This window comes from Caballeronia sp. GAWG2-1 (genome assembly GCF_023631405.1).
Classification (GTDB): domain Bacteria; phylum Pseudomonadota; class Gammaproteobacteria; order Burkholderiales; family Burkholderiaceae; genus Caballeronia.
This window is the reverse complement of sequence record NZ_JALQDD010000007.1, coordinates 34,531-60,181: the sequence shown is the minus strand read 5'-3', so window position 1 is coordinate 60,181 and position 25,651 is coordinate 34,531. Positions and strand designations below refer to the sequence as shown.

21 protein-coding genes are annotated in these 25,651 nt (G+C 63.2%); 6 read left to right on the top strand and 15 right to left on the bottom strand.

Translation table 11 applies throughout. From position 1 onward, the window contains the following. Positions 1 to 299 precede the first annotated feature (299 nt). The 4 genes from NCR98_RS05090 (at position 300) to NCR98_RS05075 (ending at position 5,871) form a co-directional block, all read left to right on the top strand. The gene (locus NCR98_RS05090) at positions 300 to 1,562 is read left to right on the top strand and encodes a DUF3300 domain-containing protein (RefSeq protein WP_244828005.1); all 1,263 of its coding nucleotides are present in this window, start codon (positions 300 to 302) and stop codon (positions 1,560 to 1,562) included. A gap of 42 nt (positions 1,563 to 1,604) precedes the next feature. Further along, a complete protein-coding gene (locus NCR98_RS05085) occupies positions 1,605 to 2,510 on the top strand; it encodes a DUF2950 domain-containing protein (protein WP_502799719.1) in 906 nt (301 codons plus the stop codon). Positions 2,511 to 2,728: 218 nt separating this feature from the next. Then, a complete protein-coding gene (folD, locus tag NCR98_RS05080) occupies positions 2,729 to 3,583 on the top strand; it encodes a bifunctional methylenetetrahydrofolate dehydrogenase/methenyltetrahydrofolate cyclohydrolase FolD (RefSeq protein WP_244827596.1) in 855 nt (284 codons plus the stop codon). Positions 3,584 to 3,765: 182 nt separating this feature from the next. Next, a complete protein-coding gene (locus NCR98_RS05075) occupies positions 3,766 to 5,871 on the top strand; it encodes a M3 family metallopeptidase (protein WP_250508850.1) in 2,106 nt (701 codons plus the stop codon). Between the two features lie 51 nt (positions 5,872 to 5,922). Here the strand turns inward: NCR98_RS05075 and NCR98_RS05070 are convergent, their stop codons facing one another. From NCR98_RS05070 to NCR98_RS05040, 7 genes are all read right to left on the bottom strand, one after another. Continuing rightward, on the bottom strand, positions 5,923 to 7,197 hold the full coding sequence (locus tag NCR98_RS05070) for an amidohydrolase family protein (RefSeq protein ID WP_250525670.1): 1,275 nt from the start codon (positions 7,195 to 7,197) through the stop codon (positions 5,923 to 5,925). A gap of 312 nt (positions 7,198 to 7,509) precedes the next feature. Next, on the bottom strand, positions 7,510 to 8,100 hold the full coding sequence (locus NCR98_RS05065; RefSeq protein WP_250525669.1) for a GNAT family N-acetyltransferase: 591 nt from the start codon (positions 8,098 to 8,100) through the stop codon (positions 7,510 to 7,512). A 279-nt stretch (positions 8,101 to 8,379) separates the two neighbouring features. After that, a complete protein-coding gene (locus NCR98_RS05060; RefSeq protein WP_250525668.1) occupies positions 8,380 to 11,121 on the bottom strand; it encodes a DUF4118 domain-containing protein in 2,742 nt (913 codons plus the stop codon). A gap of 32 nt (positions 11,122 to 11,153) precedes the next feature. Beyond that, positions 11,154 to 11,711: a potassium-transporting ATPase subunit KdpC gene (kdpC, locus tag NCR98_RS05055; protein ID WP_250525667.1), complete on the bottom strand. Its 558-nt coding sequence runs from the start codon at positions 11,709 to 11,711 to the stop codon at positions 11,154 to 11,156. A gap of 11 nt (positions 11,712 to 11,722) precedes the next feature. Further along, positions 11,723 to 13,855, bottom strand: a complete 2,133-nt coding sequence (gene kdpB / locus NCR98_RS05050) for a potassium-transporting ATPase subunit KdpB (RefSeq protein WP_284503772.1) — start codon at positions 13,853 to 13,855, stop codon at positions 11,723 to 11,725. A gap of 14 nt (positions 13,856 to 13,869) precedes the next feature. After that, the gene (gene kdpA, locus NCR98_RS05045; protein ID WP_250525666.1) at positions 13,870 to 15,651 is read right to left on the bottom strand and encodes a potassium-transporting ATPase subunit KdpA; all 1,782 of its coding nucleotides are present in this window, start codon (positions 15,649 to 15,651) and stop codon (positions 13,870 to 13,872) included. Next, positions 15,648 to 15,743, bottom strand: coding sequence for a potassium-transporting ATPase subunit F (locus NCR98_RS05040; protein WP_244827589.1), 96 nt, complete (start codon positions 15,741 to 15,743; stop codon positions 15,648 to 15,650). The genes kdpA and NCR98_RS05040 overlap by 4 nt, the downstream gene beginning before the upstream one ends. Positions 15,744 to 16,112: 369 nt before the next feature. Between NCR98_RS05040 and xth the strand changes: the two genes are divergently transcribed. Beyond that, complete coding sequence (xth, locus tag NCR98_RS05035; protein WP_250525665.1) at positions 16,113 to 16,889, top strand: exodeoxyribonuclease III; 777 nt, start codon at positions 16,113 to 16,115, stop codon at positions 16,887 to 16,889. Between the two features lie 16 nt (positions 16,890 to 16,905). Here xth and ntrC read toward each other — a convergent pair whose 3' ends face one another. The 4 genes from ntrC to glnA all read right to left on the bottom strand — a co-directional run bounded on the left by ntrC (position 16,906) and on the right by glnA (position 21,282). After that, a complete protein-coding gene (gene ntrC / locus NCR98_RS05030; RefSeq protein WP_250492139.1) occupies positions 16,906 to 18,384 on the bottom strand; it encodes a nitrogen regulation protein NR(I) in 1,479 nt (492 codons plus the stop codon). Between the two features lie 133 nt (positions 18,385 to 18,517). Beyond that, the gene (glnL, locus tag NCR98_RS05025) at positions 18,518 to 19,660 is read right to left on the bottom strand and encodes a nitrogen regulation protein NR(II) (protein WP_244827586.1); all 1,143 of its coding nucleotides are present in this window, start codon (positions 19,658 to 19,660) and stop codon (positions 18,518 to 18,520) included. Further along, positions 19,650 to 19,844 carry a hypothetical protein gene (locus tag NCR98_RS05020; RefSeq protein ID WP_250525664.1) on the bottom strand — a complete coding sequence of 65 codons (195 nt, stop codon included), beginning with the start codon at positions 19,842 to 19,844 and terminating at the stop codon, positions 19,650 to 19,652. Before NCR98_RS05020 ends, glnL begins: the two co-directional genes overlap by 11 nt. A gap of 22 nt (positions 19,845 to 19,866) precedes the next feature. Continuing rightward, entirely contained in the window at positions 19,867 to 21,282 is a 1,416-nt protein-coding gene (glnA, locus tag NCR98_RS05015) for a type I glutamate--ammonia ligase (RefSeq protein WP_244827585.1), read from the bottom strand. A 376-nt stretch (positions 21,283 to 21,658) separates the two neighbouring features. On the opposite strand from glnA, the gene NCR98_RS05010 reads away from it, so the two are divergent. After that, positions 21,659 to 22,123 carry a rhodanese-like domain-containing protein gene (locus NCR98_RS05010; RefSeq protein WP_250464313.1) on the top strand — a complete coding sequence of 155 codons (465 nt, stop codon included), beginning with the start codon at positions 21,659 to 21,661 and terminating at the stop codon, positions 22,121 to 22,123. Between the two features lie 14 nt (positions 22,124 to 22,137). Here the strand turns inward: NCR98_RS05010 and NCR98_RS05005 are convergent, their stop codons facing one another. The 4 genes from NCR98_RS05005 to NCR98_RS04990 all read right to left on the bottom strand — a co-directional run bounded on the left by NCR98_RS05005 (position 22,138) and on the right by NCR98_RS04990 (position 25,585). Continuing rightward, complete coding sequence (locus NCR98_RS05005) at positions 22,138 to 22,833, bottom strand: copper homeostasis protein CutC (protein WP_250464311.1); 696 nt, start codon at positions 22,831 to 22,833, stop codon at positions 22,138 to 22,140. Continuing rightward, entirely contained in the window at positions 22,830 to 23,642 is an 813-nt protein-coding gene (locus NCR98_RS05000) for a competence/damage-inducible protein A (protein WP_244827582.1), read from the bottom strand. The genes NCR98_RS05005 and NCR98_RS05000 overlap by 4 nt, the downstream gene beginning before the upstream one ends. 12 nt (positions 23,643 to 23,654) lie before the next feature. Then, positions 23,655 to 24,494, bottom strand: coding sequence for an EI24 domain-containing protein (locus NCR98_RS04995; RefSeq protein ID WP_250525663.1), 840 nt, complete (start codon positions 24,492 to 24,494; stop codon positions 23,655 to 23,657). A gap of 71 nt (positions 24,495 to 24,565) precedes the next feature. After that, positions 24,566 to 25,585 carry a sterol desaturase family protein gene (locus NCR98_RS04990; RefSeq protein ID WP_250492133.1) on the bottom strand — a complete coding sequence of 340 codons (1,020 nt, stop codon included), beginning with the start codon at positions 25,583 to 25,585 and terminating at the stop codon, positions 24,566 to 24,568. Positions 25,586 to 25,651 lie beyond the last annotated feature (66 nt).

Genomic DNA, 25,651 nt, shown 5'->3' with positions numbered 1-25,651 from the left:
TTTGAATTGAGTGCTGCCAAAAGCAGCGTGATTGCCTCGGTGCTTGCTTCGCTTCATTGCCTTTCATCGGCTTCGCTCTTACTTCTCGTACCGCCAATCCATCCCGCTGGTTCACGCTCATCTCTCGCGCGCATGTCGCGTCATGCGGCGGCGTGTGCGTGTCTGTCGGGCGCCAAGGTCGCGCCCGAAGCATCGAATACCGTGCAACGGAGGAACTGAAATTGACCGCTCATCGCACCCGTTTGACCCGGCCCGCGCGGCAAGCCCGCATGCTCGCGCTGTGCGCGGCGCTTGCCGCCATGCCGCTCGCCGCGCTGCATTGCTCGTCCGTGCTTGCGCAGACTCAAGGCGCGGCCAGTACGGCGCCCAAGCTCGGCAATCAGCAACTCGACGCGCTCACCGCGCCCGTCGCGCTTTATCCCGATGCGCTGCTCGCGCAAGTGCTGATGGCGTCGACGTACCCGCAAGAGGTCACCGAGGCCGCGCAATGGTCGAAGACCAACTCGAACATCAAGGGCGACGATGCCGTCAAGGCCGTGCAGTCCGAGCCGTGGGACCCGAGCGTGCAATCGCTCGTTGCTTTCCCGCAGGCGCTCGCGACGATGGCATCCAAGCCCGACTGGATGACGCAACTTGGCAACGCGTTCATTGCGCAGCCGAGCGACGTGATGGACTCCGTGCAGCGCTTGCGCCGCGCCGCGCAGACAGCGGGCAATCTCAAGAGCACGGAGCAGCAGAAGATCGTGGTCGAACAGCAGACTATCCAGATTCAGCCTGCCAATCCGCAAGTGGTCTACGTGCCGACCTACAACCCGACGGTCGTATACGGCGCGTGGCCGTATCCCGCGTATCCGCCGGTGTACGTGCCGCCGCCGCCCGGCTATGCGATCGCCACCGGATTCGCGACGGGGCTCGCGTTCGGCGCGGGCATCGCGGTTGCGAATTCGTTGTGGGGCAATTGCGACTGGAACCACGGCAATGTGAACGTGAACGTCAATCGGTACAACAACATCAACGTGAACAATCGCCTGAACGCGAACAGCAATAACGTGAACTGGAACCGCAACGACCCGCAGTTCAACCGGAACAACGTCGCGAACCGGCAAAACAACTTCAACAATCAGAATCTCGGCGCGGCCAACCGCGATCAGTATCGCGGCCGTAACGACGCCCGCGCGCAGGCCGCACAGACGCTGCAGCAGCGCACCGGCCAGAACCTCAACCAGAATGCGAGTCAGCGCGTGCAGAACATTCGGCAAGGCGGCGGTCAGAACGCGCTCGACAACAACGGCGTGCGGCAGCGTGCGCAGAGCGTGAATCGCGATAACGCGCTGCGCGGCGCGGGCGACGGCAACACGGCCCGGCAGGACGCGCAGCGCGGGCAAGCGAGCAGGCAGTCGTTCGCGAATCAGCAGAATCGCGTGGGCGGCAACGGCGGCGGCGTGCAGCGCCCAGGTCTTGGTGCGGGCGGCGGCGGCGTGCAGCGCGAAGGCGGCTTCGGCGGCGGAGGTTTTCACGGCGGTGGCGGACTTGGCGGTGGCGGAGGTTTTCATCGCCGTTGATCGTGTCGCGCCCCATGTCCCCATCCGCTACAGGAGCCTGAGATGACGTTTAACCAAGCACTCGCACTTTCACGCGCCTTCTGCGCCGCACTCGCTTTCATGTCGTTGTCGATGCCCATGCTCGCGCACGCGCAGGCCATTTATCCGTCGCCAGAAGCCGCCGCGGAGGCGCTCACCGATGCCATCGCCTCCAACGACGAAACCGCGCTTTCCAAGGTGCTCGGCAAGGACCACGCGCAGTATGTGCCGACCGACAGCATCGGCGAGCAGGATATCTATCAGTACCTTGGCTCGTGGGCCAAGGGGCATCGCATCGTCGAAGATGCCAAGCCGCTCGGCGGCCGTCGCAGCGCGCACGTGGAAGTGGGCGACAGCGGCTGGACGCTGCCGATCCCGCTCGTGAAGGCGGCCCAGGGCTGGCGCTTCGACATGCCCGCCGCGCGCGATGAAGTGCTGACGCGGCGCATTGGCCGCAACGAGCGTTCGGTGATCCAGGTCGCGCTCGCTTTCGTCGATGCTCAAAACGACTTTCGGAAGCTCACGAACCACTACGCGCTGCGCTTTCTGAGCACGCACGGCACGCACGACGGCCTTTACTGGGACGCCGCGCCCGGTGAACCCGAAAGCCCGCTCGGCCCGCTCGCCGCCACCATGCCCGACAAGACCGACACGGCCGATGCCTACTACGGTTACCACTACCGCATTCTCACGGCGCAGGGGCCGCATGCGAAAGGCGGCGCGATGAACTACCTGCAGGACGGAAACCTGAGCCGGGGTTTCGCCATGATCGCGTGGCCGGCAAAGTATGGGCAGACGGGCGTGATGTCGTTCATCGTCAATCAGGACGGGCAGGTGTACGAGAAGAATCTGGGCGCAGCGACGCCGCGCACGGCGGCGGCGATCAAGTCGTTCGATCCGGATTCGTCGTGGCAGCCGGTCGCCCAGTGAGAAGGCCGGCCTGAACGATGCGCGCGTCGCCGAATCGGAGCGGCGACGCGCACCGCCCAGAACGCCACGAAGCCCTCGGCGGTATAATTTCGCCCTTCCCCAGGGTGCGAAGACACCCGGCGATGCCCGCGAACAAACGCGGCATCATCGCGCCGGGCGCTGCGAGTCCGACGCCCGGACATCTCTCTCGCCCATCCTCGATCCGAATCCGATTCGCCATGACTGCCCAACTCATCGACGGCAACGCCCTCTCCAAGACTCTTCGCGCCGATGTCGCCCGGCGCGCCGCCGCCCTCACCGCTCGCGGCCACAAGCCTGGCCTCGCGGTCGTGCTGGTGGGCGACAATCCGGCAAGCGAGGTCTACGTGCGCAACAAGGTCAAGGCGTGCCACGACAACGGCCTGCATTCGGTGTTCGACCGCTTTCCCGCGACGCTCGCCGAGAACGAATTGCTCGCGCACATCGACAAGCTGAACGCCGATCCCGCGATCCACGGCATTCTCGTGCAATTGCCGCTGCCCGCGCATATCGACAGCCATAAGGTGATCGAAGCGATCGCGCCGCAAAAGGACGTCGACGGCTTCCACGTCGCCAACGCGGGCGCGCTCCTGACGGGCAAGCCGCTCTTTCGCCCGTGCACGCCCTATGGCGTGATGAAGATGTTCGAGGCGCACGGCATCGACCTGAAGGGCGCGAACGCGGTGGTGATCGGCCGCTCGAATATCGTCGGCAAGCCCATGGCGCTCCTGCTCCTCGAAGCGGGCGCGACCGTCACCATCTGCCACAGCAAGACGCGCGATATCGCCAGCTTCACGCGCAACGCCGATGTCGTCGTGGCCGCCACGGGCCGCCGCAATATCCTGACCGCCGACATGGTAAAGCCGGGCGCGACGGTGATCGACGTCGGCATGAATCGCGACGATGCCGGCAAGCTCTGCGGCGACGTGGATTTCGCGAACGTGAAGGAAGTGGCCGGCTTCATCACGCCGGTGCCGGGCGGCGTCGGACCGATGACCATCACCATGTTGCTCGTCAACACCGTCGAAGCGGCCGAACGCGCGGCGCTGGACTAAGCGACCAAGCGGCCGGAGCTGGCACGAAAAGAATTTCATCCATTAATCGGCCCGTTAAAAACAAACCATTGGATTTTGCCCACGCCGCCCTTAAATAATGCTCGAATAGAGCAAACGAACGAAGGTTTGGGCGCCTCGCGCCCGCACCCGAATCAGCATGTATTAGCAAGTAAGGGAGAGTCATGAGCGATACCATCCAAGCCACCACGAACGCCGCAGCCAATCCGCTGCTCGATTTTTCCGACCTGCCGCGTTTTGGGGACATCAAGCCCGAACATGTGACGCCCGCGCTCGACGTGCTGCTCGCCGCCGCGAAAGGCGCCGTCGATCGCGCGAGCGCGCCCGAGACGCCCGCCACCTGGACGGATATCGTGGAGGCAGTTGAACTCGAATCGGAAAAGCTGTCGCGCGCGTGGGGTGTCGTCGGCCATCTGAACGCGGTGGCGGACACGCCCGAACTGCGTGCCGCTCACGCCGCGAATCTGCCGCGCGTGACCGAGTTCTCGGCGAGCGTCGGTCAGAATCTCGCCCTCTACGAAAAGTACAAGGCGATTGCGGCCGGCCCCGACTTCGAGAGCCTTTCCCCCGAACGCAAGAAGATTCTCGAGAACTCGCTGCGCGACTTCCGTCTGTCCGGCGCGGAGCTTTCCGAGGACCGCAAGCCGCGCTTCGCCCAGTTGCAGGAAGAACAGGCCGCGCTCTCGAAGGCGTTTTCGGATCACGTGCTCGATTCGACCAACGCATATGCGTATTACGTCACGCAGCAAAGCGAACTTGCAGGCCTGCCCGACGACGTGATCGAAGCGGCACACGAAGCCGCCCAGCGCGAAGGCAAGGAAGGCTGGAAGTTCACGCTGCACTTCCCGTCGTATTTCCCGGTGCTGCAGTATTCGGAGCATCGGCCGATGCGTGAGGCGATGTATCGCGCGTATGTCACGCGTGCGTCGGAACTCGGCGAGACCTACGGCAAGGGCCGGGCCGAGTGGGACAACACGCAGAACATCGTGGAGAACCTGGCGCTGCGTCTCGAAGAAGCGCGCACGCTCGGCTACCAGAACTTCGCGGAAGTGTCGCTTGCACCGAAGATGGCCGAGTCGCCCGCGCAAGTGATCGCGTTCCTGGAAGACCTCGCAAAACGCGCGCGTCCCTATGCCGAAAACGACTGGATGGAACTGCGCGCGTTCGCCGCCACCGAACTCGGCATGCCCGAACTGCAACCGTGGGACATCGCGTTTGCGGCGGAGCGTCTGCGTCAGAAGCGCTATTCGTTCTCCGAGAACGAAGTGAAGCAGTACTTTCCGCAGGAAGCCGTGCTCAAGGGGTTGTTCAAGGTCACCGAAACGCTCTTCAACGTCTCGATCCGCCGTGACGAAGCCGCCGTTTGGAACAAGGACGTGCGCTTCTTCCGTGTGGAAAACCAGGACGGCACGCTCGTCGCGCAGTTCTACCTCGACCTGTACGCGCGCGAAGGCAAGCGCGGCGGCGCATGGATGGACGACGCCCGCTCACGCCACAAGCGCGCGCAAGGCGGCGTGCAGACGCCGGTCGCCTATCTCACCTGCAACTTCTCGGCGCCCGTCGGCAACAAGCCTGCGTGCTTCACCCACGACGAAGTCATCACGCTGTTCCATGAATTCGGCCACGGTCTGCATCACATGCTGACGCGTATCGAGGAAATGGGCGTGTCGGGCATTAACGGCGTCGAGTGGGATGCGGTCGAATTGCCGTCGCAGTTCATGGAGAACTTTTGTTGGGAGTGGGACGTGCTGACCGACATGTCGTCACACGTCGAAACGGGCGCACCGCTGCCGCGAGAACTCTTCGACAAGATGCTGGCGGCCAAGAATTTCCAGAGCGGTCTCGGCACCTTGCGGCAGATCGTGTTCTCCATGTTCGATCTCGTCCTGCACACGTCTTACGATCCGGCGGACAGCACGCAGAACGTCAACGACCTGGCGCGCGAGATCAACGAGAAGTTCCACGTGATTCCACAAACCTCGTTTTCGCGCTGGCCGAACACGTTCAGCCATATCTTCGCGGGCGGTTATGCGGCTGGCTACTACAGCTACAAGTGGGCCGAAGTGCTTTCCGCCGATGCCTACGCCGCGTTCGAGGAAGCCGCGAAGCTCGCGAACGGTTCGGTGCTGGATGCACAGACGGGAACGCGGTATCGCCGGGAGATTCTCGAAGTCGGCGGCAGCCGTCCCGCGATGGATTCGTTCAAGGCGTTTCGCGGACGCGAGCCGAACATCGACGCGCTGTTGAGGCATAACGGCATGGCGGGATAAATCGAAAAGGGGGCTTCGGCCCCCTTCGTTTTTATCCGCGTTATTGTCCGCCTAGCGCCAGAGTTTGAAGTCGACGCTTAGCGGCCGTCCCTCCAGCGCAAGCGTTGCGCGCACGGCGGGACTTCGGCTCACGACCTTTCCTCGTCTCACCACGGCCACGCGCGCCGCGCGCAGGCGAATGGCTTCGATCGGATCGCGTGCGTCGAGCACGACGCAATCCGCGTTGCATCCCACTTCCAGCCCATAACCTTCGATGCCCAGAATGCGCGCAGGCGTCGTCGTCACCGCATCGAACGCGGCGCGCATGCCATCCTGGCTCGTCATCTGCGCGACGTGCAATCCCATGTGCGCCACTTCAAGCATGTCACCGGAGCCCAGGCTGTACCACGGGTCCATCACGCAGTCGTGTCCGAAGGCAACATCGACGCCCGCCGCCATTAGCTCGGGCACGCGCGTCATGCCGCGCCGCTTCGGATACGTATCCGATCTGCCCTGTAACGTGATGTTGATGAGCGGATTGGCAATCGCCGCGACGCCCGACTCGCGAATCAGCGGGATGAGCTTGCTCACGTAGTAGTTGTCCATCGAATGCATGGACGTAAGATGCGAGCCGGTCACGCGGCCTTGCAGGCCGAGCCGGTGCGTTTCGGCGGCGAGCGTTTCGATGTGACGCGACATGGGATCGTCCGATTCGTCGCAGTGCATGTCGACGCGCAAACCCTGCTCCGCCGCGTATTCGCACAGCAGTTTCACGGACGCCGCACCGTCGGCCATGGTGCGTTCGAAGTGCGGGATGCCGCCAACCACATCGACGCCGAGCGCAATCGAGCGCTTGAGATTTTCGAACGCGCCGGCGCTGCGCAGCACGCCGTCTTGCGGAAACGCGACGAGTTGCAAATCGAGATACGGCTTCACGCGCCGCTTGACTTCGAGCAAGGCTTCGACCGCGAGCAGACGCGGATCGCAGACATCGACGTGCGTGCGAATGGCGAGCAAGCCGCGCCCGACCGCCCAGTCGCAATATTGCATCGCGCGTTCGACGAGCGCTTCCTGCGTGAGTTCGGGCTTGAGTTCGCCCCACAGCGCGATGCCTTCCAGCAGGGTGCCGGACGCGTTCACGCGCGGCAAGCCGTAAGAGAGCGTCGCGTCCATGTGAAAGTGGGCATCGACGAAAGGCGCGGTGACGAGCGAACCGTCGGCGTCGATTTCCTCGCGCGCGATGGCGCTCAAATGCGGCTCGATGGCGACGATGCGCCCCGCTTCCATGCCGATGTCGACCAATTCGCGACCGCGCACGAGCGCCGCGCGGCGAATGATGAGATCCATGTAAGACCCTCCGCTGTAAGGCTGTTCGTCCGATTGTAGCGGGACAGAAAAGCCGTGCGGGCTTGTTTGGATGACGCGCAAAGCGCGCTCGTGGGCTGTGCGTTGCGACGTTGCGGCGTTTGGAGAACAGATGCCACGTTAAGACGACGTGCCGACCTTGCCGGATGACGCGCGTTACAAGCGCGTGCTCGTCTCGCACGGCAGAGCGGCGTACTAGCGAAAAGGCGCATCGCCTTGCATGGCAAAGCGAATGCGACGTATGCGCTCACGCGCCGCTTCGTCTCCTTCATGCACGCGCGGAGAAAGACCCCGCTACGCCTGGCCTTCGAGCTTGGCAAGCAACGTCGCTTTGACGCCGGGCCATTCGTCGTCGATGATCGAAAAGCGCACCGAGTTGCGCTTGCGGCCATCGGGCATGATGCGCTCGTGCCGCACGATTCCTTCCTGTTTCGCGCCGATGCCGAGTATCGCCGCGCGCGACTTCGCATTGAGTTCGTCGGTGGTGAACTGCACGCGCACGCACTGCATGGTTTCAAACGCGTGCGTGAGCAGGAGCAGCTTGGCTTCGGTGTTGGTGCCCGTGCGTTGCGCCGATGCCGCGAGCCACGTATGACCGATCTCCTGCTTGCGGTTCGCGCGATCGATTTTCCAGAAGCGCGTGCTACCGACAACCTTGCCCGTATCGCGGCGCACGATCACGAATGGCATGACGGTGCCGGCATCGCGACCGGCGAGCGCGGCATCGATATAGCGGGCGATGGTGTCGGCGTTCGGCACGACGGTGACCGCGAGATTCCAGAGCTCGCCGTCGGCGGCGGCATCGAGCAAGGCTTGGGCGTCATCGCGTTGCAGCGGGCGAAGCTGAACGCGCGGTCCTTCGAGCGTCGGTTGAGGATCGGTCATGGCGTTTTGTGAGCGTGGCGGCGAATGGCATGATCGCATGGAGGCGCGGGCTTCGGCACGCCACCAGACGGCCGAGGCCTAAAGAAAGCCGAATGTGCCCGCTGATTCGTGGCATTCGTGAACGGCGACGACCCTATTGAGCCGGGCAGCACCGCTCGTCGTCTGCGCGTCCGATATCGTGAGAACGCGTCCGGTTCGTCTACGGAGCCGCAAGGTAATCGTTAATCGAAAAGACCGCGCGCCCGACTCGCGAGATTCCGGCTCGAGCCATCTCGCCGCTCAACCCGCCATATCGCCATCCCGTTGCGGCGCTTCAGCCTCCTCGTCCTGCGGCATGTCCCTAGGCATCGCCTCCTCCACCGGCAACGTGAACCAGAACCGCGCGCCGCCATCTGCACGATTCTCCGCGCCGATGCGCCCGCCATGCGCCTCGACAATCGCCCGGCAGATCGCAAGCCCAAGCCCGATGCCCGGTTTCGCCGACTCCTTCTCCCCACGCGTGAACTTCTCGAACAAGCGCCCTTCGCTACCGGCAGGCACGCCCGGACCGTCGTCGTCGATACACACGCGCACGACGCGGCCATCGCCATCCTGCTCGGCCGCCGCGCTTATGCGTATGGCGGAACCCGCAGGCGTGTACTTCGCCGCGTTCTCGAGAAGGTTCGCGAGGAGCCGCTCCATCAGCACGGCATCGAGCATGAGAAGCGGCAGATCGGCGGGAACGCGCACCTGCACCGGACGGCCGGCGAGCGTCCGGCGCATGACGTTGAGTGCCGCGCCGACGGTCTCCTCGAGCATCGACCATTGACGGTTCAGCCGCACCGCGCCCGCCTGCAAACGCGCCATGTCGAGCAGGTTCGTCACGAGCCCGCTCATGCGCAACGCTTCCTCGTGGATCGCATGAATCAGCTCGCGCGACGACGCTTCCGACGCCCCGCCCTCCAGCAACGACGCAAAGCCGACGATCGATGTCAGCGGCGTGCGCAGATCGTGCGATATCGCGGCCAGCAAGGCATTGCGCATGCGCTCCGATTCCATGTTGACGAGCGCGTCCTGCGCGATCTCCACGTAATGCACGCGCTCCAGCGCCAGCGCGATTTGCGCCGCGAAGGTTTCGATCATGCGCCGCTGCTCCGGCACGGCGAATTCGGCCTCGCGTCCCGTGACGAGCGCGAGCACGCCGCGCGTGCGCATCGGCGCCTTGAGCGGCAAGTAGAGCGCCGCAGCGGCTGGCAGCGTTTCCGCGCCATGTCCCGCGGGCTTTTGCTGATCGTAGACCCATTGCGCGATATCGATATCCAGACGCGCGGCATCAAGCGCCGTGTCGGGATTCGGCTCGCCCACTTTCTGGCGCACTTGTTCGGCGGCATCGGGCAGCAGAATCGCGACCTTCGCCTGAAAAATCTCCGAGACATGGCGCGTGCCGATCTCGATGATCTGCTCGGTCATCAACGCGGCCGCAAGCTCCTTGGTCATCGCGTACATGGCGCTCGTGCGCCGTTCCCGTTGCGATGCAATGCGCGCCTCGCGCCGCAAACTCGACGTGAGATGGCTGATGGTGAGCGAAGTCAGCAGCATCACGATGAAGGTCAGCAAATACTGCGTGTCCGTCACGGAGAACGACAGCGTCGGCGGCACGAAGAAGTAATCGAACGCGGCGACGGAGAGAAACGAGAGCATGACGCCCGGCCCGCGTCCGAGCCGTACCGCCGCGAAGATCACGCCCAGCAGATACAGCATCACGAGATTGGTGATCGCGAAATGGCGCGCTTCCAGGAAGTTTGCGACGACCGTAATGGCCGCACCGATGACGAGCGCAAGAAGGTACGCATGCGGCGGCGAATGCGCGGTAAACGACATTGCGTAGTTCGTGCGCGGTTCGTCGCGTGGACCGGTGGACACGAGCGTCACGTCGATATCCGCCGCCTGCCGCACGATGCGCTCGGTCATCGGCGTATCGAAGAGGCGGCGCCATCCGCCGGGCAAGGACGCACCCGCCACGAGCTTCGACACGTTGCGCATGCGCGCATAAGCGATGAGCGTGGCCGCCGCATCGGCGCCATCCAGCGTGACGGTTTCCGCGCCGAGTTCGGCGGCGAGCTTGAGGGCGTCGAAGGTGCGTTGACGCTTGTCATCGGGAAGGCGTTGCAGGCGCGGCGTCTCCACGTACACCGCGAGCCAGTCCGCCTTCAGCGCGCTCGCGAGCCGCGCCGCCGCACGCACCAGCGCCGCGCTTTCCGGGCCCGGACCGATGCACGCGATCAGCCGTTCACGCGCGCGCCAGATACGCTCGATGGACTGATCGGCACGATACTCGCGCATCTGCGCATCCACGCGATCGGCGGTGCGCCGCAACGCCAGTTCGCGCAGCGCGATGAGATTGCCCTTGCGAAAGAAGTTGCGCACCGCATGCTCGGCCTGTTGCGGCAGATAGACCTTGCCGTCGCGCAGACGGTCGAGCAACTCTTCGGGCGGCAGGTCGACGAGCGTGACTTCGTCGGCGCGATCGAACACGCGGTCGGGCACCGTCTCCCATACGCGAATGCCGGTGATACGCCCGACGATATCGTTCAGACTTTCGAGGTGCTGGACATTGACCGTGGTGTATACGTCGATGCCCGCATCGAGCAGTTCCTGCACGTCCTGCCAGCGCTTCAGATGCCGCGAACCTTGCACGTTCGCGTGCGCGAGTTCGTCGACGAGGATCAGTTGCGGCTTGCGGGCGAGCGCGGCGTCGAGATCGAATTCGGCGAGAAGCCGCCCGCGATACTCGATGCGCGCAGGCGGCAGAACGTCGACTCCTTCGAGCAGCGCAAGCGTCTCTTTCCGCCCATGCGTTTCGACGACGCCCGCGACCACGTCGACGCCCTCTTCGCGCAAACGCCGCGCGGCCTGCAACATGGCGAACGTCTTGCCCACACCCGCCGATGCTCCGAAAAAAATCTTCAGCCGGCCGCGCTGACGCTGCGCTTCCTCACGTTGCAGTTTGTCGAGGAGTTCATCGGGAGTGGGACGGGTCATCGTGGGCGGCGGATTGCTTCAAGCGTGATCGATCATCGAACATCGTCGAGCGCGAGATTCAATTTAAGCACATTCACTCGCGGCTCTCCGAAGAGACCGAACTGTCTACCGGACGTTGCCTGCGCGACGAGCGTTTCGACCCGTGCGCGCGGCAGGCCGCGCGCCTTCGCCACGCGTTCGACCTGATACGCCGCCGCTGCCGGACTGATCTCGGGATCGAGCCCGCTGCCCGACGACGTCACGAGGTCGACAGGCGCGGACGCCGGATCGTCGAGCGCGGTGATCCGCGACTTGATTTCATCGGCGAGCGCGGGGTTCGTCGGACCGAGGTTCGAGCCGCTCGAAGCGCTCGCGTTATACGGGTTCGGCGTGGTCGCCGAGAGACGGCCCCAGAAGTAGCGCGGGGCATCGAATTGCTGGCCGATCAGTTCCGAACCGACCGCTTTCCCATCTCGCTCGATGATGCTGCCGTTCGCCCGATGCGAGAACGCCGCCTGTCCGAGCGCCGTCACGATGGCCGGATAAAGCAAGCCGGTCACGACAGTCAGCGCGAACAGCAGCACGATCGCGGGACGCAAGAGGTTCTTCATGTTCATCTCCATTATTGCCAGCCGAGTGCGCTGATGGTCATGTCGATCAGCTTGATGACCGGAAACGGCAACACGATGCCGCCCAGCCCGTAGATCAGCAAATTACGCCGCAAGAGCGAAGCTGCGCCGAGCGCGCGATACTTCACGCCCTTCAACGCGAGCGGAATCAGAAACACGATGATCAGCGCATTGAAGATCACCGCCGAGAGAATCGCCGACGACGGCGACGCGAGATGCATCACGTCGAGCACGCGCAATTGCGGATACGTCGTCGCGAACGCGGCCGGGATGATCGCGAAATACTTGGCCACGTCGTTGGCGATGGAAAACGTGGTGAGCGAACCGCGCGTCATCAGCATCTGCTTGCCGATCTCGACGATCTCGATCAGCTTGGTCGGATTCGAATCGAGATCGACCATGTTGCCCGCTTCCTTCGCGGCCTGCGTGCCGGTGTTCATCGCGACGGCGACATCGGCCTGGGCGAGCGCGGGCGCGTCGTTGGTGCCGTCGCCGGTCATCGCCACGAGCCGCCCTTCGGCCTGATGCGCGCGGATGGTCGCGAGCTTCGTCTCCGGCGTGGCTTCGGCGAGATAATCGTCGACGCCCGCTTCGGCGGCAATCGCGGCGGCGGTCAAGCGGTTGTCGCCCGTCACCATCACGGTCTTGATGCCCATCTTGCGCAGTTCGGCAAAGCGCTCGCGAATACCGCCCTTCACGATGTCCTTCAGCTCGATCACGCCGAGCGCGCGCGCGCCGCCTTCGAGCATGCGTTCCGCGACGACGAGCGGGGTGCTGCCGCGTCGCGCGATTTCATCCACGGCGCTCTGCACTTCCTGCGGAAACCGCCCGCCGTGTTCCTCGATGTACTTCTTCACCGCGAGCGCCGCGCCCTTGCGAATCTCGCGGTCGGGAAGATCCACCCCGCTCATGCGCGTCTGCGCGGAGAACGCCAGAAACGTCGCGTGCAAGGTGGCCATGTCGCGTTCGCGGATGTTGAAGCGTTGCTTGGCCAGCACCACAATGCTGCGTCCTTCCGGCGTTTCGTCGGCGAGCGAGGCGAGTTGCGCGGCATCGGCGAGTTCGCGTTCATCGACCCGCGGCGCGGGCGCGAACGACGACGCCTGCCGGTTGCCGAGCGTGATCGTGCCGGTCTTGTCGAGCAGGAGCACGTCGACATCGCCGGCGGCTTCGACCGCGCGGCCCGAGGTCGCGATGACGTTCGCCTGCATCATGCGGCTCATCCCCGCCACGCCGATGGCGGACAGCAGGCCGCCGATGGTCGTCGGGATCAGGCAGACGAGCAAGGCCACGAGCGCGGTGATGCTCACTACGTGGCCCGCCTTCGCGGCATCGACGGCGAACATGGAGAACGGCAAGAGGCTCGCGGTGGCGAACAGCAAGACGAGCGTGAGCGCGACGAGCAAGATGGTGAGCGCGATTTCGTTCGGTGTCTTCTGACGCTTCGCGCCTTCGACCATGGCGATCATGCGGTCGAGAAACGCCTCGCCCGGATTCACGCTCACTCGCACGACGATCCAGTCCGACAGCACGCGCGTGCCGCCCGTCACCGACGAGAAGTCGCCGCCCGACTCGCGGATCACGGGCGCGGATTCACCCGTGATCGCGGATTCATCGACCGATGCCACGCCTTCGATCACTTCGCCATCGGCGGGAATCGCGTCGCCCGCTTCGACGAGCACGACATCGCCGCGCCGCAGATCCGTCGATGCGACGATGCGGATCGGCGACTTCGGATGCGGCTCGTTGAGCTTTTTGGCGACCACGTTGTGCTTGGCGTTGCGCAACGACGCCGCCTGCGCCTTCGAGCGCCCTTCCGCGAGCGCTTCCGCGAAGTTGGCGAAGAGCACCGTGAACCACAGCCATAACGCGATCGCGAGGATGAAGCCCGCGGGCGCTTCGGCCTGGCCCGCGAGCGCGGCGATCCAGAGCACGGTCGTGAGAATGCTGCCGACGTACACGCAGAACATCACGGGGTTTCGCAACTGCGTGCGCGGCGCGAGCTTGACGAACGAATCGACGATCGCGGGCTTCACGAGCGCGGGATCGAACATCGAACGGGCCGCCGTGCGCGTCTGCCCGGTATTGTCCGGACGATGCAGCGGCGCTTGATTCATTTGATTCATGCTTTCCTCGAGATTCAGTGGCCGGCGATCATGCCGAGATGCTCGACGACCGGCCCGAGCGCGAGCGCGGGGACGTACGTGAGCGCGCCGACCAGCACCAGCGTGCCGAGCAGCAACACGACGAAGAGCGGTCCGTGCGTGGGCAGCGTGCCCGCCGTCACCGCGAGGCGCTTCTTGGCCGCGAGCGATCCCGCGATGGCGAGCACCGGAATGATCGAACCGAAGCGGCCGAACCACATCGCGATGCCGAGCAGGACGTTATAGAACGGCGTGTTCACCGAAAGGCCCCCGAACGCGCTGCCGTTGTTGTTGGCGGCGGAACTGAAGGCATAGAGCACTTCGGAGAAGCCGTGCGCGCCGGGATTGGCGATACCCGCCGTTCCCGCCACGCTCAGCACGGCGATCGAGGTGCCCGCGAGCACGATGAACGGCGTGAGCAAAATGGTGATCGACACCATCTTCATCTCGAACGATTCGATCTTCTTGCCTGCGTATTCGGGCGTGCGGCCGATCATCAGCCCCGCGACGAACACCGCGAGCAACGCGAACACGAGCATGCCGTAGAGCCCCGACCCGACGCCGCCGAAGATCACTTCGCCAAGCTGGATGAGCAGCATCGGCACGAGCCCGCCGAGCGGCGTCAGCGAATCGTGCATGTTGTTGACGGCGCCGCATGAGGCCGCGGTCGTCGCCACCGTGAAAATGCCCGATTGCGCAATGCCGAAGCGCGTTTCCTTGCCTTCCATGTTGCCGCCCGATTGCAGCGCGGACGCGGTCGTATCGACATGCAGCGACGCATAGACCGGATTGCCCGACTGTTCCGCCGCGATCTCGCTCCAGCAGGCCGCGGCGAACGCGATGGTCATGGCCGCGAGCACCGCATAGCCTTGCCGCTTGTCGCCGACCATGCGCCCGAAGACGACGCATAACGCCGCCGGAATGACGAGCATGGCGAGCATCTGCACGAAGTTTGCAAACGGCGTCGGGTTCTCGTACGGATGCGCGGAGTTCGCGTTGAAGAAGCCGCCACCGTTGGTGCCGAGCATCTTGATGGCTTCCTGCGACGCGACGGGGCCCATCGGCAGCGTTTGCTTGTCGTTCTCGAGCGTTTGCGTGACGGCCTTGCCTTGCGCGTCCGTCGACTGCGTCTGATACGTCGTGACTTGCAGCGTCGAGACGTCCCGATACGCCTTGAAGTTCTGGATCACGCCCTGACTCACGAGCAACACCGACACCACGACCGCAAGCGGCGCGAGCACGTACAACGTGGTGCGCGTAAGATCGACCCAGAAGTTGCCGATGGTCTGCACCGAATGCCGCTTGAAACCGCGAATCAGCGCGATGACGACAGCAATGCCCGTCGCCGCCGAAAGGAAGTTCTGCACGGTCAGGCCGAGCATTTGCGCGAGATAGCCGAGCGTGCTTTCACCGCCGTAGTCCTGCCAGTTCGTGTTGGTCGCGAAGCTCACAGCGGTGTTGAAGGCGGCGTCGGGCGTCATCGCGCCGAAGCCTTGCGGGTTGGCGGGCAGCAGATGCTGCACGCGCAGCAAGCCGTACAACGCGAGCGTGCCGAGCGCGTTGAAGAGCAGCACGGCGAGTGCGTAGTGCTTCCACGACATTTCCGCTTCGGGGTCGACGCCGGCCATGCGATAGATGAATCGTTCGACGGGTCGTGTCTTTCTCACGATCACCGATGAGCCATCGAGCACGTTCGCGATGTATCGGCCGAGCGGGATGGCGAGCGCGATCAGCACGACGATGAAGAGTGCTGTCTGCATCAGCGAATTGGCGTTCATTCGAGGTTCTCCGCGTCGAGAAGCGCATAAACGAGGTACGCGAAGAGCAGCAGCGTCGAGGCGGCGGCGAGCCACATCATCCAGGCGTTCATGCGCGGCCTCCCTGGACGCGGTTGCGCAGTAGCGCGCAGCCACGCGTGAGGGCCACGCACAGGGCCCAGAACAGGGCTATGCCGGCGAGGTAAAGCAGGTCCATTGAGACGTTCTCCCCTATCGGTTTTCGGATAGGGTGGAGATTAGGGGAGGACGCGTAAAGGGTTGGATAAGGTTGGAGGGGGCGGTGTAAAAATGGTGTAAAGAGGCGCTTCGACCGCAGCTTTGCGAAGCACGCGCCAGGTTGCCGAAGCCGATCCGCCATGACATGGCGTTATCATTCGGGATGGCTATCCGCACTTGAATCGCCTTGCGCACGAAGTCCGGCGCACTCGACCTCACCAGAACCAAAGATAATCGTCGTCCCCATGAAAATCGCCACCTGGAACGTCAACTCGCTCAAAGTCCGCCAGCAGCACGTCATCGACTGGCTGGCTTCCTCCAACGTCGACGTCCTGTGTCTTCAGGAACTCAAGCTCCCCGACGAAAAGTTTCCGCGCGCCGAACTCGCGGCCGCCGGTTTCAAAAGCTGGTTCGCGGGACAGAAGACCTATAACGGCGTCGGCATTCTGGCGCGCGACGGCATGGAAGTGGACGAGGTGAACGTCATTCGCAACATCCCCGGTTTCGAGGATTTGCAACAGCGCGTGATCGCGGCGACGGTGGAAGGCGTGCGCATTGTGTCGGCGTATTTTCCGAACGGTCAGGCGCCCGGCACCGAGAAGTTCGCCTACAAGATGCGCTGGCTCGACGCGCTGCGTGAATGGCTGCGCGGTGAGATGGCGCATCATCCGAAGCTCGCGTTACTCGGCGACTACAACATCGCGCCAGACGACCGCGACGTGCACGACCCGAAAGCGTGGGAAGGACAGAATCTCGTATCGCCCGAGGAGCGCGCGCACTTCGTGCAACTCGTCGAACTCGGCCTGACCGATGCCTTCCGCAAGTTCGAGCAGCCCGAAAAGCTCTACACGTGGTGGGATTATCGAATGATGGCGTTCCGCCGCAACATGGGTCTGCGTATCGACCATATCTTGCTGTCGGCGGAACTCTCGGCGCTATGCACTTCATGCGAAGTCGATAAAGCGCCGCGCAAATGGGACCAGCCATCCGACCACGCGCCGGTGATCGCGACGCTCGGCTGACCCCATTTGCTCCAAATCACGCGTCCAGATGCAGTTCCTGAATCTTGCGCGTGATGGTATTGCGGCCAATGCCCAGACGCTCGGCCGCTTCTACTTTCCGGCCGCGCGTGAAGTCGAGTGCTTCGCGAATCACGGCAGCCTCGAAACGGCGCGCGAGTTCGTCCATGACATCGGCCGAATTCTCACGCAAAAGGCGCGCGACTTCCGTGCGCAAGCCGTTCTCCCAGACGCCAGCCGGCGTTCCGGCCAACGGCGCCGCGACGCCGTTGGTGACTGCGGGCCCCGCCGTCATCGCGCCATCGGGCAACACCGCAATGCTCTCCGCCGACGCATAGTCCTGTCGCGGCGTGAGGTCGGGTGGCAAGTCCTTCTGCTCGATGACTTGCGCGGGCGCCATCACCGTCAGCCAGTTGCACAAGTTCTCCAACTGGCGCACGTTGCCCGGAAACGGCAGCGACGCCAGATAAGCAATCGCTTCATCCGAAACGCGCTTGGGCTCGACGCCCAAATCACGCGCGCTCTTCTGCAAAAAATGCCGCGTGAGCAAGGGAATGTCTTCGCTGCGTTCACGCAACGCGGGCAAGCGCAGGCGAATCACGTTGAGCCGGTGATACAAGTCCTCGCGAAACAAACCCTGCCGCACGCGCGATTCGAGATTCTGATGCGTCGCCGCGATCACGCGCACGTTCGCCTTGAGCGGATTGTGTCCGCCCACGCGATAAAACTGTCCATCGGAGAGCACGCGCAGCAAGCGGGTCTGCAAGTCGAACGGCATGTCGCCGATTTCATCGAGGAACAGCGTGCCGTTTTCCGCTTGCTCGAAACGCCCTTGCCGCATGGCCTGCGCGCCGGTGAACGCGCCGCGCTCGTGACCGAATAGTTCGGATTCCAACAAATCCTTCGGAATCGCCGCCGTATTCAGCGCGATGAACGGTCCGTTCGCGCGCGGGCTATGTCGGTGCAAGGCGCGCGCGACAAGCTCCTTTCCGGTGCCTGATTCGCCCGTGATGAGCACGGTCGCCGCCGAATGCGACAAGCGGCCGATGGCGCGAAACATGTCCTGCATGGCCGGCGCCTGGCCGAGCATCTCGGGCGTTTCCGTCACGCGCTCGTCGAAGGCGGACTCGCCGCGCATGGACTCGTCGACGGCGCGGCGGATCAGCTCGACGGCCTTGTCGACATCGAAAGGCTTCGCGAGATATTCGAACGCGCCGCCCTGGAATGCGGCCACCGCGCTATCCAGATCCGAGAACGCCGTCATGATGATGACTGGCAAGCCCGGCAAGCGGTCACGCACCGTTTGCAGCAATTCGAGGCCCGAGCCGCCTGGCATGCGGATGTCGGAGACGAGCACTTGCGGGCTGTCGTGCTCGAGCGCGGCGAGCGCGTCGCGCACGCCGGAGAAACTGCGCGTCGTGAAGTTCTCACGTGCGAGTGCTTTCTCAAGCACCCATCGGATTGATTGGTCGTCGTCTACTATCCAGATCGGCTTCATATCGTTCGGCGAGAAGTCTTCGTGTGGTTCGGTGTGAGCCCGTCGAAACGGTCAGGCTTCAAGGCTTGGAGCGCAATCGCGTCGTAAATTGGCGGCCAGGAATGTGCGTCGTTTGGATTCAGGTCGATGATCCTCAGTTTCCGAATGGCAACAGCATGGCGAACTCGGTGCAACCGGGCTTGCTCTCCACTTCGATCAGCCCGTCGTGCTGATGCACGAACGACTGCGCGAGCGTAAGACCCAGACCGCTGCCATCTTCCCGGCCCGACACGAGCGGAAAGAAAATCCGGTCGCGAATCTCACTAGGAATGCCGGGACCGTTGTCAGTGATATGCAAGTCCAATGCCAGTTTGTGCAGCTTTTTGCCAATGGTCACCTTGCGCGCAATGCGCGTACGCAGTTCGATCTTGGCGTCGCCTTGCGAGATGCGCTCTCTCAACGCTTCGGCCGCGTTGCGCACGATGTTGAGGAGCGCTTGAATCAGTTGTTCCTTGTCGCCGCGCAGGTCGGGCACGCTCACGTCGTAATCGCGTTCGATGGTGAGGCCGCGCGGAAACTCCGCGAGGATCACCGCGCGCACGCGCTCGCAGACTTCGTGGATGTTCACATCGCCCACGATATGCGGATGCCGGTGCGGTTCCAGCAAGCGATCGACGAGCGTCTGCAGCCGATCCGATTCCTTGATGATGACCTGCGTGTATTCGCGCAACTCGTCGCGTTCGCGCGCGCCGAGTTCGAACTCGAGCAGTTGCGCGGCCCCGCGAATGCCGCCAAGCGGATTTTTGATCTCGTGCGCGAGGTTGCGAATGAGCTGCTTGTTTACCGCCGTGAGATCGTGAATGCGCTCTTCGCGGTCGGTGCGCAAATGCCGTTCGTTCTCGAAGAGTTCGAGCAGCACGTAATCGGTGGCGACTTCCAGATACGCGACGATCGCATGCACATGAAACGCCTCGCGCCCGGGGCGTTCGAGCATGGCATCGAGACGCGTCGCGTTGAAGCGGTTTTCCGCGATGGATGCGATGGTCGTCGCCAGTTCCTCGGAGTTGGCGAAGAGATTGGGCCAGTGCGTCTGCGTGAGTTGCTTGCGCGACATCTCCAGCATCGACTCCGCCGACGGGTTCGCGTACGCGATGCGCTGCGTGCGTTTGTCGAGCACGAGCACGACGGTCGGCAACGCTTCGAGTCCCGGCAGAAGACCGGTTCCCGCGAGTTGGGTGTCGTCGGAGAGTGCGTCGGCGTGCCCTTTGCGGGCCTTGATCAGATTCTTAAGCACCATCGAGCTTTAAAAAGGGTGGCCAATGAGGTCGCTCGTGAAACTCGATCTTCTTCTTTCTTTGTGACTGCATGTGACGCGCATCAGCCACGCGGCGATTAAAAAAGGGACGGCGCGCCGTCCCTTTTTCGTGTTCGCCTAGGGCATGCGCCGCGCGCTTCATCGACCAGCCGTCTACGAAGCGCATCGACGTCATGCGTTGGCGGCGCTTACAGCGAGTAGTACATCTCGAACTCGACCGGATGCACCGACTGACGATAACGTTGCAGCTCGTTCGTCTTCAGTTCGATGTACGCGTCGAGCATCGAATCCGTGAACACGCCGCCGCGCGTCAGGAACTCGCGATCCGCGTCGAGTGCGTCGAGCGCCTGATCGAGGCCGGCACACACGGTCGGGATCTTTGCATCTTCTTCCGGCGGCAGGTCGTACAGATTCTTGTCCGCGGCTTCGCCCGGATGAATCTTGTTCTGCACGCCGTCGAGACCCGCCATCATCAGCGCGGAGAAGCACAGGTACGGATTCGCGAGCGGATCCGGGAAGCGCGTTTCGATACGGCGGCCCTTCGGGTTGCTCACGTGCGGAATGCGGATGGATGCCGAACGGTTGCGAGCCGAGTAAGCCAGCTTCACAGGCGCTTCGAAGTGCGGCACGAGACGCTTGTACGAGTTCGTACCCGGATTCGTGATCGCGTTCAGCGCGCGTGCATGCTTGATGATGCCGCCGATGTAGAACAGCGCGAATTCCGACAGCCCCGCGTAGCCATTGCCCGCGAACAGGTTCTGACCGTCCTTCCAGATCGACTGGTGAACGTGCATGCCCGAGCCGTTGTCGCCGACGATAGGCTTCGGCATGAACGTCGCCGTCTTGCCGTATGTATGCGCCACGTTGTGGATGATGTACTTCATCTGCTGCAGCCAGTCCGCGCGCTGAACCAGCGTCGAGAACTTGGTGCCGATTTCGTTTTGGCCCTGGCCCGCCACTTCGTGGTGGTGAACTTCGACCGGAATGCCGATCTGTTCGAGCAACAGGCACATTTCAGAACGCATGTCCTGGAACGTGTCGACCGGCGCGACCGGGAAATAGCCGCCCTTCGTGCCCGGACGGTGGCCGGTGTTGCCGCCTTCGAATTCCTTTGCCGACGACCACGGCGCTTCTTCCGAGCCGATCTTGACGAACGTGCCCGACTGATCCGTGTTCCATTGCACCGAGTCGAAAATGAAGAATTCCGGCTCCGGACCGAAGAACGCGGTGTCGCCGAGACCCGAGCTCTTCAGATATGCCTCAGCGCGCTTCGACAGCGAACGCGGGTCGCGCTCGTAGCCCTTGCCGTCGGCCGGCTCGACCACGTCGCAGGTCAGAACCAGCGTGGATTCCTCGTAGAACGGGTCGATGAACGCGGTATCCGCATCGGGGATGAGCAACATGTCCGATGCTTCGATGCCCTTCCAGCCGGCGATGGACGAACCGTCGAAAGCGTGGCCGCTTTCAAATTTGTCTTCGTCGAATGCCGAGACCGGCACGGAAACGTGTTGTTCTTTGCCGCGCGTGTCGGTGAAGCGGAAATCGACAAACTTGACGTCTTCGTCCTTGACGAGCTGAATGACGTCGGCCACGGATTTACTCATTACCTATCTCCTGATTAACAAAAGTCGGCGAAAACCTTTCGCCGCCCCGACCGAATCCTGTACCGCTGAAACAATCGTGGTTTGAAAAGCAGCTTCCATGCCAAGCGCACCAATCTTGCGCTAAGCAATTGAAGCGGCGCGCGTTTTTTGTGAAACGATGATGCTTTATCGAGCCGGCCGCTTAGTCGTAAGCCGACCGTTCGCACTAGTTCGGTGCGCGACAATTCGGATCTACCGAGGCGCGCCCGATTTTCGTGCATTCGTCTTATCTTGCACCAATTTGACGCAGTAAGGTTGCCGCGATTCCAGCCCTCGGCACCGCTCAGAGTCTGGCACGCTAAAATGAATTTTTGCGCTTTACCGGAGACTACGCGCCATGAGCACGCTCGAACAACTTTATGGTCAGGCCGCGAGCCGAGCCACGGAAAACAAGCTGACCTACGCGGGCGCCTTCCTTCCCGCCGAAGCCTTCGAACTGCTGCAACTCGACCCGCGTACGCGTCTCGTCGATGTCCGCACACGCGCCGAACTCGACTGGGTCGGACGTCCCGCTGTCGATAGCGCGCAATACGCGCATATCGAATGGATTCGCTATCCCGGCTCGGTGCCGAACGGCGAGTTTATCGAACAATTGCGGCAGGTCGCCACTCCGGATACGCCGGTGCTCTTTCTGTGCCGCAGCGCCGCGCGCTCCAAGCTCGCCGCGGTCGCCGCGCAGAAAGAAGGGTTCATGAAAGCGTATGACCTGCTCGAAGGTTTCGAGGGAGACAAAAACGGGCAAGGGCATCGGAAGACGGTGTCGGGATGGTGCTTTCGCGGCTTGCCTTGGATGGGCGCATAAGCGTCGCCGTTCGTTCACTCGCCTGCGTCGAGCAACACCCGCACGCGCGCCACGCGTAATTCGTCGACCGGCTCCGAGCCTTTTCCATCCACGCGCACGCCAGAGCCGAAATGCACGGCCTTCACGCCTGTCGCGGCGGCGAACGGTGCGACCGCATCCACGATGAAACCAGCGCCCGCGAGCACCGTGCAATGCGTTTCCGCCGCTTGCGCGACGAGCGCCTTGATAACCGGTCCGGCTTCCAGCACGGATGGCTTGCCGCCCGATGTCAGCACGTTCGTGACGGCGTCGAAGCGCAAAAGCGTCTCGAACGCAGCGGGTAAATCGCGGGCTTCGTCGATCGCGCGATGGAAGGTGAGCGGCAAACCGTCGGCGGCATCGATCACGCGCTCTAGCGCTTCGGTGTCGACATCGCCATGTGCGTTCAACATGCCGACGACGATCGCGTTGGCGCCCGTCTTCGCGATTGCGCGGACGTCGCGTTCGATGACCGCGAAATCGTCAGCATCGTAGACGAAAGAACGGCTGTGCGGCCGCACGATGACGTTCACCGGAATGCGCACCGCCTCCACCACCGACTCGATCAGGCCGACGCTCGGCGTCAAACCGCCCTCGCCGATCGCCGTGATCAGTTCAAGCCGATTGGCGCCGCCACGCTCGGCGGCGCGCGCGTCGGAAACGGTCGTCGCGATGACTTCGAGCAGAATCACGCCGCGTCCTCCGGCGGCGCTTCGACCACTTCGCCGCCCAGGGCGAGCACGCCCTCGCGCAACACTTCGAACGCGGCGTTGGCCTGATCCGGCTCGCCCTTCACGCCGAGGTCGATATGCGAACGCGCATAGAGCGCGCCGCGCGCGGCATCGCCCACGCTCGGCAGGCTGAAGGCGCGCACGCCGTCGAAATCGCGTTCGATGGTCACCATGAGCGGCGTGATGCGCGACTCCGGCAACCCGAACACGAGCAACGAGCGCTCGATATAAGGCGTCGCGTGATGCAGATGCGCGTACTTGGTATCGAGCACCCATTCGATCATTGGCCACGCCATGACGGGAAAGCCCGGCACGAAATGATGATCGCCGACGGAAAAGCCCGGAATCTTGTTGTAGCTGTTCGGAATGATCGCCGCGCCCTGCGGAAACGTCCCCATGTTCAGCCGATGCAGATTCTCCGGCGAATCGAGGTCATACGGTTTGTCGCCGGCCGTCTCGCGGATGCGCTCGCGGATCAGTTCCGCCGCTTCCGGTTGCAGTTCGAGCGGCCGGCCGAGCGCCTTGGCCGCGCATTGACGCGTGTGATCGTCGGGTGTCGCGCCGATGCCGCCGGTCGAAAACACGATATCGCTCGAAGCAAAGGTGCGCGCGAGCGTCGCGGTGATGCGCGCGGGATCGTCGCCGACGTATTCGGCCCAATCGAGCGAGAGCCCGCGCGCGCTCAGCAATTCGATGATTTTCGGCAGATGCTTGTCCGTGCGCCGGCCTGAAAGAATCTCGTCGCCGATGATGATGACGCCAATGCCCATGAATGCTCCTTCTCAGAATGGAACGGTGGTGGCCGGCACTTGAGGCGTCGCATTCGCCCGTAGTCGTTCGAGCGCGTGCAGGCAGTAATGCGCGAACCAGAGCGCCGAAAACACCAGAATGAATGCGTATGCCCAGATGGTCGCCGCCGCGACCACGGGAAAGAGTGGCAAGAGCCATACCGACCAGGCCCACAACATGGTCGGCACCGAACCGAGCAGGCCGCTCACGATGCCAATGACAAGCAGCGGCCAGCGCGCATCACGCACGATCACACGGCGTTCCTCGGCGCTCGCGTGCACGGCGAGCGCATCGTAAGTCATCACGCGATAGGTGAGCCAGCCCCACAAGAGCGGTGGAATCAGCGCGAAAAACGGTGGAATGAGCCACAGCGGCAACGTGACAACGAGCGCGATCAGGCAAACGAGCGTGGTAATGACCGAGTGCCCGAGACTGCCGTACCACGAGCCGCCGTGACGCTCTTCGAGCTGCGCGTAATGACCGCCCGGCCGGCGCGTGAGCAGCTTGATGACGCCTGGCATGGAGAGCGTGGCGATCAGCAGCAGCACGGTCACGAAGATCAGCGGAATCGCCATGATGACGACGAAAAACGGCGCGATCACCGCATGCAGCGAGGAGAAGCCGACGGCATCAAACAGGCGGTACATCGCGGCGGTGAGCGCCCAGCCGTCGAGCCAACCGGTTGCCGCGCCTGTCAGCGTCTGCCAGAAGAACCAGAGCACCGCGCCCCAGCTCAGCGTGGCGACCGCAAATGGCATGAAAGTCAGCCAGAGCATGCGTGGGTGAAAGGCATGCGCAATGGCGCGCACGAACGAACGCAGCAAGTCATTCATGCGTGATTCGACGAAGAGAGTGGAAACGACAGCATAAACCAGCGCACCGAACGGGCGCTGGTGATCGAGACTCAGACAGCCGCCGAGCTCTTGTCGGAAGCCGAATTCGCGCGACGCGAAGACAAACGCGCGCCGATCCGCTTGAACGCGAGCCAGTGCTGTTCGACGAAGCCGTCGCCGTAACGCACGGGCGCGACGCCCGGCGCGCCGAGTTGATCGCGAATACCGGTCGGCTCCACGGTGCGGTCGAACGAAGCCGAGCGAAAGAGAATGTCCCAGAACGCGAACAGCACGCCGAAGTTGCAGCCGTACGCCGTGCCTTCGTGGCCGAAGCCGATTGCATGATGACGACGATGAAACGCCGGGCTCACGAAGAGCCGGTCGCCCAGCCAGCCGTAATGCAAGCGAATGTTGGCGTGCTGCACGCTTTGCATGAGGTTCGTAATGGCGACCAGCACGACGAACTGCGACGGCTCCACGCCGATCACGAGCGCGACAGTGGCGAAGAACCCCGCCTGCATGATGTCGTCGAGCAGATGGTTACGGTCGTCCGACCAAAGCGACATTTGCTGCTGGCTGTGATGCACCGCGTGCAGTTCCCACCAGATGCCGATGCGATGCTCCAGCCGGTGATACCAATAACCGGCGAAATCCAGCAGCACCAGATAAATCACGAACGTGACCATGGGTTGCGTGGTCACGCCCGGCCAGAGATTGTCGATTTCCAGATTCGGGATGTCATGCAGGCGCAGCCAGCTTTGCAGCGAATCGAAAACCGGCTGGAACGTAAAGAAGAAAAAGAGGTTCAGAATGCCGAGCTTGACGATCCACGTATAAAGCACGTCGATACGCACTCCCTTGCGATCCTGCCATTCCTCGGCCGGTCGCAGCGCTTCGAGCGGGCGCAGCACGGCGTACATCGCGAGCACTTCCAGCACGCCGACGATCACCCAGTAAAGAGCGTCGTAGGTGTCTTCGTCATAGTCCATGAGGCCGACCTTGAACAGGAACGGCTGGACCACGTCCACATAGAGCATGGTCTGCAGGGCGGAGACGAAGCTGTCGAGCGACGAAAGAATGGAATGAAACATGATGCTCCGTGTGACTCAATACGGCCTGACTCAATCGTAATACAGGGCGCCCGCAAGCGCCCTTTT

Excerpts from the sequence above, each read along its gene's own strand:
- NCR98_RS05090 (WP_244828005.1), top strand. The coding sequence starts at position 300 with ATGCCGCTCGCCGCGCTGCATTGCTCGTCCGTGCTTGCGCAGACTCAA.
- NCR98_RS05085 (WP_502799719.1), top strand. The coding sequence starts at position 1,605 with ATGACGTTTAACCAAGCACTCGCACTTTCACGCGCCTTCTGCGCCGCA.
- folD (WP_244827596.1), top strand. The coding sequence starts at position 2,729 with ATGACTGCCCAACTCATCGACGGCAACGCCCTCTCCAAGACTCTTCGC.
- NCR98_RS05075 (WP_250508850.1), top strand. The coding sequence starts at position 3,766 with ATGAGCGATACCATCCAAGCCACCACGAACGCCGCAGCCAATCCGCTG.
- NCR98_RS05070 (WP_250525670.1), bottom strand. The coding sequence starts at position 7,197 with ATGGATCTCATCATTCGCCGCGCGGCGCTCGTGCGCGGTCGCGAATTG.
- NCR98_RS05065 (WP_250525669.1), bottom strand. The coding sequence starts at position 8,100 with ATGACCGATCCTCAACCGACGCTCGAAGGACCGCGCGTTCAGCTTCGC.
- NCR98_RS05060 (WP_250525668.1), bottom strand. The coding sequence starts at position 11,121 with ATGACCCGTCCCACTCCCGATGAACTCCTCGACAAACTGCAACGTGAG.
- kdpC (WP_250525667.1), bottom strand. The coding sequence starts at position 11,711 with ATGAAGAACCTCTTGCGTCCCGCGATCGTGCTGCTGTTCGCGCTGACT.
- kdpB (WP_284503772.1), bottom strand. The coding sequence starts at position 13,855 with ATGAATCAAATGAATCAAGCGCCGCTGCATCGTCCGGACAATACCGGG.
- kdpA (WP_250525666.1), bottom strand. The coding sequence starts at position 15,651 with ATGAACGCCAATTCGCTGATGCAGACAGCACTCTTCATCGTCGTGCTG.
- NCR98_RS05040 (WP_244827589.1), bottom strand. The coding sequence starts at position 15,743 with ATGAACGCCTGGATGATGTGGCTCGCCGCCGCCTCGACGCTGCTGCTC.
- xth (WP_250525665.1), top strand. The coding sequence starts at position 16,113 with ATGAAAATCGCCACCTGGAACGTCAACTCGCTCAAAGTCCGCCAGCAG.
- ntrC (WP_250492139.1), bottom strand. The coding sequence starts at position 18,384 with ATGAAGCCGATCTGGATAGTAGACGACGACCAATCAATCCGATGGGTG.
- glnL (WP_244827586.1), bottom strand. The coding sequence starts at position 19,660 with ATGGTGCTTAAGAATCTGATCAAGGCCCGCAAAGGGCACGCCGACGCA.
- NCR98_RS05020 (WP_250525664.1), bottom strand. The coding sequence starts at position 19,844 with ATGCGCTTCGTAGACGGCTGGTCGATGAAGCGCGCGGCGCATGCCCTA.
- glnA (WP_244827585.1), bottom strand. The coding sequence starts at position 21,282 with ATGAGTAAATCCGTGGCCGACGTCATTCAGCTCGTCAAGGACGAAGAC.
- NCR98_RS05010 (WP_250464313.1), top strand. The coding sequence starts at position 21,659 with ATGAGCACGCTCGAACAACTTTATGGTCAGGCCGCGAGCCGAGCCACG.
- NCR98_RS05000 (WP_244827582.1), bottom strand. The coding sequence starts at position 23,642 with ATGGGCATTGGCGTCATCATCATCGGCGACGAGATTCTTTCAGGCCGG.
- NCR98_RS04995 (WP_250525663.1), bottom strand. The coding sequence starts at position 24,494 with ATGAATGACTTGCTGCGTTCGTTCGTGCGCGCCATTGCGCATGCCTTT.
- NCR98_RS04990 (WP_250492133.1), bottom strand. The coding sequence starts at position 25,585 with ATGTTTCATTCCATTCTTTCGTCGCTCGACAGCTTCGTCTCCGCCCTG.